The organism is Rhizobium sp. K33, from assembly GCF_056501445.1.
The window spans coordinates 1,911,633-1,924,853 of the sequence record NZ_CP096478.1 but is presented as its reverse complement, the minus strand read 5'-3'; the positions used below and the strand labels follow the sequence as shown (position 1 = coordinate 1,924,853).

The 13,221-nt window shown below is 57.8% G+C and carries 16 protein-coding genes; 13 read left to right on the top strand and 3 right to left on the bottom strand.

Annotated elements, in window-relative coordinates; genetic code table 11:
- The first annotated feature begins 598 nt into the window (after positions 1-598).
- From M1E12_RS09570 to nusG, 7 genes are all read left to right on the top strand, one after another.
- Positions 599-1,426 carry a hypothetical protein gene (locus tag M1E12_RS09570; RefSeq protein ID WP_479564529.1) on the top strand — a complete coding sequence of 276 codons (828 nt, stop codon included), beginning with the start codon at positions 599-601 and terminating at the stop codon, positions 1,424-1,426.
- A gap of 569 nt (positions 1,427-1,995) precedes the next feature.
- Positions 1,996-2,178 carry a helix-turn-helix domain-containing protein gene (locus tag M1E12_RS09565; protein ID WP_479564528.1) on the top strand — a complete coding sequence of 61 codons (183 nt, stop codon included), beginning with the start codon at positions 1,996-1,998 and terminating at the stop codon, positions 2,176-2,178.
- Positions 2,179-2,293: 115 nt separating this feature from the next.
- Positions 2,294-2,611: a winged helix domain-containing protein gene (locus M1E12_RS09560; protein ID WP_479564527.1), complete on the top strand. Its 318-nt coding sequence runs from the start codon at positions 2,294-2,296 to the stop codon at positions 2,609-2,611.
- On the top strand, positions 2,608-2,781 hold the full coding sequence (locus M1E12_RS09555) for a hypothetical protein (RefSeq protein ID WP_479564526.1): 174 nt from the start codon (positions 2,608-2,610) through the stop codon (positions 2,779-2,781). The genes M1E12_RS09560 and M1E12_RS09555 overlap by 4 nt, the downstream gene beginning before the upstream one ends.
- A complete protein-coding gene (locus tag M1E12_RS09550; RefSeq protein ID WP_479564525.1) occupies positions 2,778-3,353 on the top strand; it encodes a ribonuclease H family protein in 576 nt (191 codons plus the stop codon). Before M1E12_RS09555 ends, M1E12_RS09550 begins: the two co-directional genes overlap by 4 nt.
- Positions 3,350-4,420 carry a hypothetical protein gene (locus M1E12_RS09545; protein WP_479564524.1) on the top strand — a complete coding sequence of 357 codons (1,071 nt, stop codon included), beginning with the start codon at positions 3,350-3,352 and terminating at the stop codon, positions 4,418-4,420. Before M1E12_RS09550 ends, M1E12_RS09545 begins: the two co-directional genes overlap by 4 nt.
- A 79-nt stretch (positions 4,421-4,499) precedes the next feature.
- Positions 4,500-5,009: a transcription termination/antitermination protein NusG gene (nusG, locus tag M1E12_RS09540; protein WP_479564523.1), complete on the top strand. Its 510-nt coding sequence runs from the start codon at positions 4,500-4,502 to the stop codon at positions 5,007-5,009.
- Between the two features lie 117 nt (positions 5,010-5,126).
- On the opposite strand, the gene M1E12_RS09535 is transcribed toward nusG, so the two are convergent.
- The 3 genes from M1E12_RS09535 to M1E12_RS09525 form a co-directional block, all read right to left on the bottom strand.
- Complete coding sequence (locus M1E12_RS09535; protein WP_479564522.1) at positions 5,127-5,369, bottom strand: hypothetical protein; 243 nt, start codon at positions 5,367-5,369, stop codon at positions 5,127-5,129.
- A gap of 30 nt (positions 5,370-5,399) precedes the next feature.
- Positions 5,400-5,672, bottom strand: a complete 273-nt coding sequence (locus tag M1E12_RS09530) for a hypothetical protein (protein WP_479564521.1) — start codon at positions 5,670-5,672, stop codon at positions 5,400-5,402.
- A 406-nt stretch (positions 5,673-6,078) separates the two neighbouring features.
- The gene (locus tag M1E12_RS09525; RefSeq protein WP_479564520.1) at positions 6,079-6,384 is read right to left on the bottom strand and encodes a hypothetical protein; all 306 of its coding nucleotides are present in this window, start codon (positions 6,382-6,384) and stop codon (positions 6,079-6,081) included.
- Positions 6,385-6,491: 107 nt separating this feature from the next.
- On the opposite strand from M1E12_RS09525, the gene M1E12_RS09520 reads away from it, so the two are divergent.
- The 6 genes from M1E12_RS09520 to M1E12_RS09495 all read left to right on the top strand — a co-directional run bounded on the left by M1E12_RS09520 (position 6,492) and on the right by M1E12_RS09495 (position 13,157).
- On the top strand, positions 6,492-6,998 hold the full coding sequence (locus M1E12_RS09520) for a terminase small subunit (protein WP_479564519.1): 507 nt from the start codon (positions 6,492-6,494) through the stop codon (positions 6,996-6,998).
- A complete protein-coding gene (locus M1E12_RS09515; RefSeq protein ID WP_479564518.1) occupies positions 6,988-8,562 on the top strand; it encodes a terminase in 1,575 nt (524 codons plus the stop codon). Before M1E12_RS09520 ends, M1E12_RS09515 begins: the two co-directional genes overlap by 11 nt.
- A 242-nt stretch (positions 8,563-8,804) precedes the next feature.
- On the top strand, positions 8,805-10,475 hold the full coding sequence (locus M1E12_RS09510; protein WP_479564517.1) for a portal protein: 1,671 nt from the start codon (positions 8,805-8,807) through the stop codon (positions 10,473-10,475).
- Positions 10,476-10,840: 365 nt separating this feature from the next.
- Complete coding sequence (locus tag M1E12_RS09505; protein ID WP_479564516.1) at positions 10,841-11,797, top strand: hypothetical protein; 957 nt, start codon at positions 10,841-10,843, stop codon at positions 11,795-11,797.
- 200 nt (positions 11,798-11,997) lie between these two features.
- Complete coding sequence (locus tag M1E12_RS09500) at positions 11,998-12,834, top strand: phage capsid protein (RefSeq protein ID WP_479564515.1); 837 nt, start codon at positions 11,998-12,000, stop codon at positions 12,832-12,834.
- A 14-nt stretch (positions 12,835-12,848) separates the two neighbouring features.
- Positions 12,849-13,157: a hypothetical protein gene (locus M1E12_RS09495; protein WP_479564514.1), complete on the top strand. Its 309-nt coding sequence runs from the start codon at positions 12,849-12,851 to the stop codon at positions 13,155-13,157.
- Positions 13,158-13,221 lie beyond the last annotated feature (64 nt).

The window sequence follows — 13,221 nt, the reverse complement described above, 5'->3', positions numbered from 1 at the left end:
CAGAGCAATCGAGCGAAGGTGGCAAAGATGGGTAGACCGGCAGTCCCGGCACATTTGAAGAGAGACAAGCGGCTCGTAGTCATGTTGACGGAGCGCGAGCTAGACCGTCTCCAGGAGCGGGCGCGTAAAGATGGCGCGGCTAGCGTAAGCGAGTGGGTGCGCGACAAGATCCTGAAGGATAGCTCCTAAAAAACCGGCGGGTAACTATCGTCAGCCCAAGATTTTTGTTGTCACGAACCGTTGACCATAGGATGAATACTTTAGGAGCCGACCGCTGTTAGATCACCAAACCCCACTATTCCTTAACTGGGAGCATCGACCACACTGGCCGGCGCTACGGGAAGAGTTTGGCGGTAGCGAAACAGCGGCTTCAATGCTCCTCAGCCTAACGACGGCAAACGGCCCTGTCTCCTATTCCCGCAACAGGAATTTCTACGTCACTTCCTCTCGGTATCGGTCTCCACTGTTTACCTATGCCAAGGTTACGAAAGCAGCCGACTATATCGCAGGGCAAGGGCTAGCCATTCATCACAAAGTCCAGCCGGGACAACTCGGCTGGCAAAGCTCGCTTACCGCAACGCCCGAGACAGTGTCGCGAGTGCGATCGATCATTAGCGCCGGCCCTGGCTTGGTGTCGGCTAAGCCACCAGAGCTTATAATCCTCAGAGACGCTGACAAGAATAGCCTGGATTATGAGGAGTCGCCTTCCATTCGGAAGATGCGCAACCGGCTGGCAGAGATCAACGAGGCAATCCGCACCACCATGTTCACAGGAACAATGCCTGACGCAATGGTTAGGATATTCAACAAAAGCTTCAACAGAGGCGGCAGGTTCTACGCTACAGGCGGGAGTTGGCAGACAATGAGCAAGACACTACGCAACACGCAAATCACGATCAATGGCGAGCCTGTCGTTGAGATTGACTACAAGACCATTCATCCAGCTATTTTGTATGCCTTGGCTAAAGAGCCGCTGCCAGACGACTGTTACGCTATCGGCCGTTGGCCGCGGGCACTCGTGAAAAAGGCTTTCCTCGTCCTTATCAACGCGAAGAAAGAAAGCGATGCGAGAGCATGCATAGCGCGAAGCGAAGAAATGCGGCTCATGACTGCGCCCGGCAGCCAGAAGGCATATCAAACTGCGACGGATCTAATCGCAGACATAAAGGACAAGCACAGGAAGATTGCCGGCTCGTTTCATAGTGACAAGGGCGGCGAGCTGATGAGGGTCGACAGTGAGCTAGCCGAAATGATCATGCACATGATGCTTATGGCAGGCGTTGTCGTCCTGCCCGTGCATGACAGCTTTCTAGTTCAGGAGTCGAAAGCCTCTGAGCTTGAAGAAGTGATGATCCGCGTTGCCCACGAGGCCGGGTTTGAGGCTCTGAAGACTGAGCGCGTAAGACAGACGGTAACGGCCCTATAGGGTCGCTGTAACAGCCACGCGCAGCCTCAGTTTCCGAGGGCCAAAAACCTTAATAATTCGTTTACTTTACAAAGGGTTAACCCTAAAACGTCTTACATATGCCCTTCCGGTCTTCTTCCTCCCTCTCCTTATCCCCCTTCTTCTGTCTCTTTCTGAAGGGTCTGAGGCAGCAAAAACAGGCGAAAAACAGCCATTTGGGAAAATTTTGGCGCGAAGCGCCGGGGGCCGGAACGGCCTTGGGCGATCTGGGGAAGCCTCGAAGGAAATAGCGCGAAGCGCTGGCGGCCATCGGCCGCGGGGGGGGATCTCCAAGGAAGGCCTGATAGGAATGCGGCCATTGCGGCCAGATAGCCTGACGGTTAACCGTCAGCGCTCGAGTTATCAGCCAGCCAGCACGTTGCGGCCGCTCCTCCACAGGGCGGCATTTTCTTTGGGGAAAGCGGCTAAACCCGTTGATTGCTACGCTTTTTGGCTTGTCAGGCGATTCAAAAATCAGCGCGTCGTGGTATAACTGATTTGCATTATGAATGGTCGCGAAAAGCCGGGAACAAAGAGAGGAAATATAACCGATGCGTTATCTCACCTCTGCCGATGTGCAGAACAGATACCAAATCTCACCTACCACGCTTTGGCGCTGGTGCCGCAGTGACGATATCGGCTTTCCGAAGCCTGTCGTCTTCAGCCGGCGCAAGATGTTCAAGGAAGAAGAGGTTGAGAAATGGGAAAAGGAACGCGCTCGCGAGGCGGCTTAGCCTCGGGCGTAAAGCAGCATGGGCGCGGTCGCCAAACTCACTGCCCACGCTGCCGAACGGTGTCACGGAATAATCCGTGGCTCCTCCAACATCGATAGCAAAAGGATCACTATCAATGCCGGGTGGGACAAGAGCACAGATCAGCGGTCGAATCCAGATCTTAAAGGATGGCGAGCCGCACGGACTTCCGATCACAGTTGTCGGGCGGGACTGGTGGGCTCTGCAGCAGCTCATGCAGGCCGGAAAGAAAGGCTGTACGCCGATCGACAATCCGGCGCCCAGATGGTCGCATTACGTCTGGAAGCTGCGGCAGGCGGGAATTGATATCGAAACCCGCGACGAGGCGCACGGCGGACAATTCCCCGGCTCACACGCTCGGTACCTCCTGGTCTCTAAGCTGGAGATTGTCGAGGACATGAGGAGGGCTGCATGACTGAGGGTCAAGAAAAGATCAAGGCAGCAGCTACCTGGCTTGCGAGCCAGAAGGAAACCCCTCCCAATGTCATCCATGACATGCGGCAACGGTTCAGCATCACGGCGGCGCAAGCGGCTATCGCCTGTACGGAGGCCAAGGCTCTGCGCGAAGTTGCGGGGGCGGCGTGACCAAGACAAGAAGACCGCGCTTCAGCGGCAGTAATCCGGTGCGGGTCTACGAGATTGACCACGCCTCCTATCTCACGGGACTGCACGTCTTCGCGGACGGGGCCTGCGAACCTAATCCTGGCCCTGGCGGCTGGGGCGTCGTCGCATACCTGGACGGCGCGGAAATCTTCTCGGCTCACGGCGGGGCGGCGATGACCACCAACAACGTCATGGAGCTGACGGGCGCATTAGAGGGGGTCCGGTGGATCTCCGCGAACGCGGCCGATCGATCGGCGCAACTCCACTGTGACAGCCAGTATGTCGTCAAGGGCTGCAATACCTGGCGCCATAACTGGAAGCGCAAGCACTGGACGAGGGCGCCTAATGCTCCGGTAAGGAACCTCGATCTCTGGAAAGAGCTTGACGCGGCGCTTCTGGCGTTCCCGCTGACGCTGACGTGGGTCAAAGGCCATGCCGGTGTCATAGGCAACGAGCGGGCGGATGAGCTTTCCACCATCGGGATTCAAGAGGTTCTGGAACGGGCCCGCGATCCCCTTAGCGAGCGTTTCCGGCAAATCATGGGGGTAGCATGATGGAAGTACGTCATTTCCCCGTTTTCGATAGCCGGCCAGACGAGGCTTTCCTCGATCGCTGGAAGGAACACATCAACGAGACTGGGCATCCCGAAACATTCGACAACGTCTCAACGGTTCGGCCGTTCGACATGGCCGGCGTTGTCGTCCTTTCTGGTGAACTGAAGGTGCCAATCATCCGGCGCGAAGATCAGGCGCTTGTTCCTTGCCCTCTCTGCCGTCCGAACAGCCCGAAGTTTGGCGTGGGCCGCATGCTCTACTTTCCTATCGAGAAGACAGTTCTCTTCGTCGGTCATGACTGCGCCAAGCGGCATATCGGCGAGGACTACGTTGTTGCCGATCGGCAGTACAAGCGCGAGGCGGAAGCAAGGCGCGTCCTTGATGTATGGGGCGAGCTGCAGCGCAAAGCCCCACTGCTTCGCGAGACAGCGGCGCAACTGCTGCCAGTGGCTATAGCGGTCGAACAGGCGCGCAGGGATTTTGGCAAGGACGCTGAGGACTTCCTTCGACGGATGCTATCTGAGGCCAAATTCTCCGGCGCCAGCGTCGTCTCCACCACGGTGGACACGGGCTTGAAGGATCGGAAGGGCAAGACGGTATATGAAACGGTCCAGTTCGGAACTCTGGTCGGTCACGAGTTCTGCGAGAAGTACTCTCCGGCAACCAAGCTGAAGCCAATCATCAAGTCGCTTGAGGATTTGGACGATCCACTGCCGGATTGGCGACCAGGTGATGAAGAGGGCGCAGAACGGTTGGACGAGATCCTGCGGCGCGGGCGCGCGGCTATCTCTGCAGTCAACAGGATGAAGGACATTCGGAATTACGTTTCCGACGCCAGGCGCTTCCTGCACGTCAACAACCTGCGGCTCTTTGAGAAATGGGGCGAGCTCGACGACTCGCCGTTTGTTCGGCTGGAGTTTCGGCGCAAGGGCTCATGGATCTTCCTAAACTCGGAGTCCTTCTATGGGCACCACAAAGCAAGCGTAAAGGTCTCCGAGGATCTGTTTGCGGATCTGCCAGATGTCAGCTCTACCCTGTTCCAAGTAAGGGGATTTGAGCAGGAATAACGGTCCCGGCGGGTGTGGTGCCCGCCGGAATCTGCTAGTAATGTTATTCAGTTACAGCGCGGCGACGAGGACCAGCTAAATGGCAAAGTGGTACGTGGTACGGGTGCGGGCAGGGCGACAAGAGAAGGCCTCTCAAGACCTGGTCAATGCAGATATCGAGTTCTATCACCCGAAGATGCGCAAGGAGATCCGGCACCATCAGACCAAGAAATGGATCATGCGGGAGTTCCCGCTATTCACCGGCTATGTTTTCGCGAGCCTGTGGCCGGCAGACTTCGGCAAGCTCCGGGACATGAAGGACATCCTCGGCGTGCTGGGCGACGGGGAGGGGTGTCCCATACCCGTTTCCTCTGCCGTGGTTGACGCGGTGCGGGATGCTCAAGAGCGGGGCGACTTTGACGAGATGCGCCCGCAACAGCGGCGGCTTCGTCCTGGCGCTCACGTTCAGATCAAGGACGGCATACTGGCTGGCCACTATACGACCGTCACAGGCGTTGTCGGTAAGAAGGCAATCAAAGCTGTGGTTGACTTCTTCGGCTCCCACCGGGAGGTGGAAATACCAGTTGAAAATCTGCGCATGGTCGCTTAGATTGCACGCAACTGATTTGCGGCCTGTTCAGTTGGGGGCGTCCTAAGTCACCCGCGGGGCCAAGGGAGAGTTTCAGTTCTCCCGCTTGCCGCGCTTTGCCCGAATTCCCGAAAACGCTTACCGCCTGTGCCTGACGGCGCTGATGAAGTTGGGTGATGTCACGTTGATCACCTTTCCCGGAATGAAGGTAGGAGGGCCAGCATCTTCGGGCGGGGCTTCAGCTTCGAAAGTGATCACTGGAAGTTCATGGTCCTGGAGCTTTAGCAGGGGGTGCTCGTAGGTCTCTATGGTCCCCCAGAACAAGGTTTCGTCTCCGCCGATAATCATGCGAAACTCGTATTCGCAGCCAACCTCAAACATTGTCACTCCTCCAAGCGCTGTGACGAATATTTATTCTTTGATGAGCTTGCCCCAATCGTCACCGTCGGCACTTTCAACGACAATGTTGACGCCACAGTTTTCGGCACCAAAGTACCGAAACAGACGCGACCGAACCTTTCCGTCGAACTCCGGCGCATCTTCATTGCCCATTGGGATCATCTGCACGTAATCCCCAACGTTTGGGATCATGCCCAGACCGTCGGTTTCGAAATCAGCCGGTCCAGGATGGTCGATCGGCCGGCCGTTTGGGCCCAGTTCTTGGAACGTGACGTAGTATTTCATTAGAATCTCCCTGAAGATCTGCAACTGCAGGGAAACAAAAGCTCAGAGCCAATGCAAGCTTGTGAGGGCGAATGCACACAACAAGATGAGGTATTGGGATGTCCTGTTACATCGAGCTCGGCCATGCCTCCTCGGCTGGCTTTCCTGCAATGGGCCCAAAGCCCCTCGCTCTGGTGAGTGGTGCCTTCGGCGTCAAGCTGGACGGCTCCTTCGACGTGATGCTGGTCTCCTCCGATGAGGATGGCTGGCTGCACGTCTCTAGAGGATCGCACAGGGACAAGGCCGCCATCGGCAAAAGCCGACGCCTTATAGCTGGGCAACAGCGTACGCTCTCAGGTGTCGGGGGTGGTATGTACGTCTCGTTTATAGCGGACAGCCAAACAGACGTGTTTGAAGACTCTCAGGCTTAGTAGGGCCAGAGGTAATCATTTCGGAAGCCTTCTGTCTTCAGCCACAGGGACAGCAGCGCTGCGTAAGCTGCTCCAAGATAGCAGAGCATCCAGATCCTGTGCGCCCACTTTCCTTCTTCGTTCTTTTTTTCTTCATAGTGGTTCACGCCTTTGTAGATGCGCGGCAGCCAAGCGGGCGCCAGCACAAGCGCAAAGATGACGCTGTAGAAGTCCAGCAGCGCCGTCGTCGTTGCGACCTCGCTGGTCGCCGCCACTTCCAAGAACTTCAGGAAGCCACTCCACACTCTACTGACGAATTCCATCGCACCCTCACTTTGCCGGAGTTTCGTCTAGGCCGTTGGGGTGAAAGGACGGTTGCTGCGGCAGCTACAAATTTACGTTTTCCCGTTTTTGTTTGAAGGGGGCTGACATGGCTGCTCCAGCTGGTAACGCCTTTTGGAAGGCACGTAGTTCTCACGGACGCTCGCCTATTTTCGCCGCTCCGGTGGATCTGATGTCCGCCTGCGAAGAGTATTTTCAGTGGGTGCAGGATAACCCGCTCCACGAGATGAAGGCATTCGCTTATCAGGGTGAGATAAAGCAGGAAGCCATTCCCAAGATGCGGGCAATGTCGATCGGCGGGCTCTGCATCTTCCTCGATATCGCTCGCCCGACATGGGATGCCTATCGGAAGAAAGAAGACTTTTCTGCAGTCTGTGCGGCTGTGGAAGAAATCATTCGGGCACAGAAGTTCGAGGGCGCCTCTGCGGATCTGCTGAACCCTGCCATCATCGCCCGCGACCTGGGGCTGGCTGACAAGTCGGAAGTGACTGGCGCGAACGGCGCGCCTCTCGTGCCGGATCAGCCTTCAGAGAACGAAATGCTGCGGCGTGTTGCCTTCCTGCTGACCAAGGGCCTGCAGGGCAGTGGATCTTAAGCAGATCCTCGCGGCGCTTCAGGGGCTGCCGCAAGAGGAGCAGGAAGAGGTCAAGCGGCTGGCTCTCATGGAGACGGCTGCAATGGCATTCGTGCCGAACGTCGGCCCCCAAACAGAAGCCTGGTTCACGGAAGCGGATGAAACCTTCTATGGCGGCGCTGCTGGTGGTGGAAAGACCGCCCTGCTGTGCGGACTGGCTGCGACGGAATACCAGCCTGCGCTGATCCTTCGACGGCAGGCAACGCAGATCAAAGGCATTGAGGACGAGCTAGCGCGGGTTCTCGGAACTCGGGACGGCTACAACTCGCAAAGCCACATCTGGCGCCTTCCTGGTGGCGGTACGATCGAACTAGGCGGCGTCCCGCATGAATCAGACAAGGAAAAGTATCAGGGCCGGCCGCATAGGCTGAAGGGCTTTGACGAGATAACGCAGTTCACGGAAAGCCAATACCGCTACATCATCGGCTGGAACCGTGATGCTCAAGGCAGACGGTGCCGCGTGGTGGCAACAGGCAATCCGCCAACCTCTGCGGCGGGACTGTGGGTCATCAAGTATTGGGCGCCCTGGCTTGATCCTTCGCACCCGAACCCTGCGAAGTCTGGCGAACTGCGGTGGTTCACAAGCATCGACGGGGAAGATGTCGAGGTTGACCGTGACTATGAGGGTCCGAACGGCGAACGTCCCCGCTCCAGAACCTTCATCCGCTCCAAGCTGGAAGACAATCCGGATCTCATGGCCTCGGGCTATGCCTCCACGCTGGAAGCAATGCCGGCAGAGCTTCGGGCAAGACTGCGAGACGGCGACTTCATCCCGGATGAGGAAGACGATCCCTGGCAGGTGATCCCGACGAAGTGGATCAAGCTTGCTCAAGCTCGTTGGACGAACAAGCCGCCTGCAGACATTCCGATGACTGCCGTTGCCGCTGACGTAGCGCAAGGTGGCAAGGACAAGACACAAATTCAAAGCCGCTATGGCTCCTGGTATTCGCAATTCAGCAGTCACAAGGGCAGCGACACGCCGGACGGTCCAACGGTTGCGGGTTTGATCGTTCCCCAGATGCGGGACCGCTGCAGAGTGGTTGTCGATGCTGGCGGGGGATATGGCGGCGACACGCTAACGCAGCTCGCTCATGCTGATGTTGATTGCTACGGCTTCAAAAGCTCCTCGGCCTCGGCGTCTACCTCCCGTGAGGGAATGTACGGGTTCTTGAACCTTCGCTCGCAAGCGGTGTGGCAATTCAGGGAACAGCTAGACCCCGCATTCGGCTCGGAAATCGCGCTGCCTCCTGACGCTGAGATGGCGCAAGACCTCGCTGCGTTCCGATATGAAGTCCGTCCTGGTGGTGGTGGCGAGATTATCGCGGTGCTGCCGAAAGAGGACATGAAGGAAATGCTCGGTCGATCGCCTGACAAGGGAGATACGACCATCATGCTTTCCGCCTCGCATGTGTCGGGGCTCAAGCGGCCAAAGGCTGCACAAGAACGGCGGGAAGTTCAGCGCCGCAAACTGCAATCCGCCACGTCGAACGCTTCATTCAAAGCGCGTCTTCGTGGCAAGAAGTGAAAGGACACGCTCATGGGTGGACTATTCAGAAGTAAGCCAAAGGTTGAGAAGACGGAATATCCGGAACCTGAGCCGCCCGCACCGATGCCAGATCCCGAAGATCCGATGGCAAAGCGTGAACGTGCCAAGTCTCCAGCGTTGCGTCGTACTACGGGGCAAAGCAGCTCTCGCGTTGACCGGCTTGCTCCTGTGCCTGGCACATTGGGGCGTGAGTTCTCGCGCTCGACGCTCGGAGCCAGCTAATGGCTGATCAGGCCGGCCGCGACTTGATGTCCATAGATTCCCGGCTGTTCGCAGCAAAGGGAACGCTTGACAGTCTCTATCAGGAGATTGCCGAGTTCATGTACCCAACGCGGGCTGACTTCACGAGCGAAATCATCCTCGGACAAGAGTTCGCTTCGCATCTGACGGACCCGACCGCGGCGCTTATGGCTCGTGAGCTGGGTGATCAGATCGGCTCTATGGTGCGGCCTCATGGGCGGCAGTGGTTCAAGGCTGCTGCCGTCAACAAGGCTGTCCAGCGCGACAGGGCGGCGGCTGAGTTCCTGGAAGGAATGACGGCTGTCAATGCGGCCATCCTGGCGTCAAAGGATAGCGGGTTTGCACGGTCAGCCGGTCAGGTGGAACGTGACTTCGCTGCGTTCGGGATGGGCTGGCAACAGGTCAGCTACAACCGCGAACGGAACAATCTGCTTTTCAGGTGCCATCATCCGAAGAACTGCGCCGGTCAAGAAGGGCCTGACGGTCAGGTGAACCACGTTCACCGCAAATGTGACATGACTGCACAGACGATGGAGTTCTGGTGCGGCTCCGATCGGCTTCCCCAGCCGGTGAAAAACGCGCTGAAGAAGAAGGACACGGAAACCAAGTTCAAGGTCCGCCACGTCTTCATTCCGCTCGATATCTACGAGCCTTACCGGAAGTTCCCGAAGGGTGCGAAGTGGGCGGATGTCTACGTTACCGTTGACGGGCACATTCTGAAGGAAACGCCTGCTTTCACATTTGATTACGTGGTTCCTCGCTGGGAACTGCTGAGCAACAAGTTCTATGCCGTCTCTTCGGCCGCGATGCTCGGGCTCATGGATAGCCGGATGCTTCAGCGCATGATGATGACCATCATCGAGGCTGGCGAAAAGCAGGTAGACCCGCCACTTGTTGCTGCTCAAGACGCTATCCTGTCTCCGATCGATCTGACATCAAACGGCGTCACGTTCATTGATGCTGAGTATGACGAGCGCCTTGGGCCTGCTCTGCGGGCTCTGGATCTTGGGAAGAACGTCGGGCTTGGTGTGGATCTCGTGAACGATGTCCGGAACCGGCTTGGCGATACGTTTTTCATGAACAAGCTGCAGCCTATTGCGATGGCTGACAAGCAGATGACCGCCTACGAGGCAGCGCAGCGTGTCCAGTCTTGGATTAGGAACGCTCTCCCGCTGTTTGGGCCGATCGAAAACGAGTGGACCGGCGCAACGCTGGAGCTTGTGACGATGAAGGTCATGCGGGCGGGCGGCTATGGCCCCGTTGATCGCAATGGCGTTCCTCTCAACATGCCTGACTCGCTCCTGGGCGAGAGCATCACCTACGAGTTCAACAATGCGCTGAAGGAAGCGCGGGACCGCGAAATCATCAATGCGTTCCAGGAGAGTGCCGGCATTCTCCAAGCTGGAATGACGCTTGATCCTTCGGTTGCGGCTGAAGTTGATACCCGCACCATGTTCCGCGATGCGTTCGGTGCCGTTCCTGCTGGCCGCTCTGACTGGCTTCTGCCGGCGGAACAGGCGGCAATGAATCGCCAGATGGCGCAAGAGTCGATGCAGGCGCAGCAGGCGATGCAGCAGGTAGGGCAGGGCGCGGAAGTCGCTGCCAATGTTGGCGAGGCCGCGCAAGCTCTCAAGGCTGGCTTCGCAGAGTAACCGTGTCGGGGCGGTCTCCCCGGTTTTCCATTTCAACAGGTGAGCAATGACTGAGCGGCGGCACTATCGCCCGTGGCTTCCCGTCACGGTGCAGAACACGAACGACCAGCCGACAAGCGACCTTGAAATTCGCAAGGCTGACTGCGTGGCAATTCAGGCGCTCTCAAAGGGGGTTGCCTCTGAGGATCAACAGGTGAGGGCCTGGGCTGCGATCCTCCACATAACGGGCATCAATCAGGCTTCCTGGATGCCGGAAGAGCATGGCGGCGACAGGGACACCACGTTCGCTGCAGGCAAGCAGCATGTGGGGCACCAGCTCCGCAAGCTTTCGACCATTTCCCTTTCGATTTTAACGGGTGAAGCACATGACAGACCAAAGCACGACCGCAGCACCGGAAAACCTGCAGACGACCGAAACGTTGAACGGGCAAGACCCCGGAACGAATGACGCGCTAGACACCGTCGATACTGGCTCGGATCTCGATCCCGGCGCCTCTCCCGCTCCTGGGGCTGATAACGGTTCCACTGATGCGGATCTGCAGGCATTCCGCGAGAAATTGGCCGGCGGCGATGAAACGATCCTGAAGCAGCTTGCTCGCTATCGGTCGATCGACGCTATCTCCAAGGCTTACCGGGAAGCATACAACACGGCGAAGAACGGAAAGAAGCTCCCTGCCGCGCTGACGGACAAATCCACGCCCGAAGAGGTCAAGGCCTATCGCGAGGCGTTCGGCATTCCTGACGACGCTGCGGCTTATCCCGGCGATTTCAGGGAAGGCTACGAGGCCAGCGACTTCGACCGTGAAATCCTGGCTGACTTCAAGACGGCCATGTTTGAAAAGAACGTGCCGCCGGCATTTGCTGAAGCGGCGCTAGGCTGGTATCAGGACTTTGCCGTTGCCCAGCAGCAGCAGCTTGACGCCAACATGGCGAAGACTGCCAAGGAAACGCAAGCCGCTCTGCAGGCGGAATGGGGCGGGGAATACAAGGGCCATATCGGCGCCGCTCAACAGATCATGACACAGCACCTCGGGGAAGAGGGTTTCAGCGACATGATGGGCCTGCGGCTGGCTGACGGTTCCCGGCTTCAGGATCATGTCGGTTTCGTCAAGATGATGGCAGAGATTGGCACGGATTACTTCGGCGCAAACGCCATCATGACCGGCGATGTGGAGACGATGGGCAAGACGCTGGAGGCTCGCAGAGCAGAGCTGATGGCCCTGAAGCTTACGGACCCGGAGAAGTACAAGAGCGACGAGGTTCAGCGTGAAATTACGCAGATCTATGATCGGCTCGACAAGAACAATAAACGCCGGAAATAACCTGGCGGTTATGTGAGTACCCGCGGCACCCCGGCGACGGCCCCGCACCTTCCAAGCAAGACAAGCCAAAGAGACGCCCCGCAATTAAGCCACTAGCGGCCCTTCGCCATGCGAAGCACCCCGCGAACGCTCACGCGGCACCCTGATCCGAAGGCTGGAATCAACCTCTCAACATCATCAAAGAACGGAGCAACAAGGTTATGGCTTACGCTATTACCAAGACTCAGTACCGTGATGAGTGGGTCGTCGCATTTCAGCGCGGCGAAACCTACCTCAAGGACTGCGTGACGAAAGAAACCATGCTGTCGGGCCTCACTGCAAGCTTTGCAGTTCAGGGCGCTGCCGGCCGCATGACTGAGCGCGGCACGAACGGGCGCATCCCGTCCCGCAACCGCACAGACTCGCAGCCGACCGTTACCCTGAAGGAGAAGCACTCCAAGGAAACGCGCACCGGCTTCGACGTATTCACCGCACCGGCAAACCTGCGTGAAGCCATGCAGAACGCCAGCGCCAAGACCGCTGCTCGCGAAATCGACCATACGATTATCGAAGCACTGGAGACGGCAACCAACCAGTACAACGGCGGCTCGGCCATCACTCTGACGTATGGCAAGACCGTTGACGCTCTGACCGAACTTTTCGAGCAGGACGTGATGGCTGGCGACGAAATCACCTGCCTTTGGACTCCCAAGGCCTGGGCTCGTCTGCTGACGTTCCAGGAGTTCAAGTCTGCGGACTATATCGATGAAAAGCCGCTTGTCGGTCTTGCCCTCGATCGCCCGAAGATCTGGCTCGGTGCAAAGCACATCATGCACAACGGCCTTCCCGGCAAGGGTACGGCTACGGCGTCCAACTTCATCTTCGCGAAGGGTGCAGTCGGCCACGCCATTGCCAATGACATGGTTCAGGTCGCGGCTGGTTACAACGACGAGGATGATTATTCCTACGACCGTGCAACCATCTTCGACGGTGCAACCATCCTGCAGCAGGCCGGCGTGATCGAAGTCCTCACGGACGACACGGCAGCGTTCAGCTAAGGAGGGCGCACATCATGGCTTATGTATCTCAGGGCTTCAAGCAGATCATCGGCGGGCTGTCGGGCACCGGCAACGTCAACATCTGGCTCCTGGACACGACGGACGCAATCGCGACCGTCAACACGTCCAACTATGTCAGCGACGGCTACAAGAAGGGCGCACGGCAGGGCGATATCGTCTTTGTCCGTACCCGCACCGCCTTGAACACCGCAACCGTCACCGCAGTGCATATCTGCTGGGTCATTGACGAAGCGACCGGCTCGGACGCTCTCGGCATCGACCTGACTGACGGTCTGGCTGTCACTGCAACCGATACCGACTAATCGGACCTATGGGGGCGGGGAAAATTCGCCCCTTTTCCCTTTCTCTTTTCTCACGGTGAAGAAC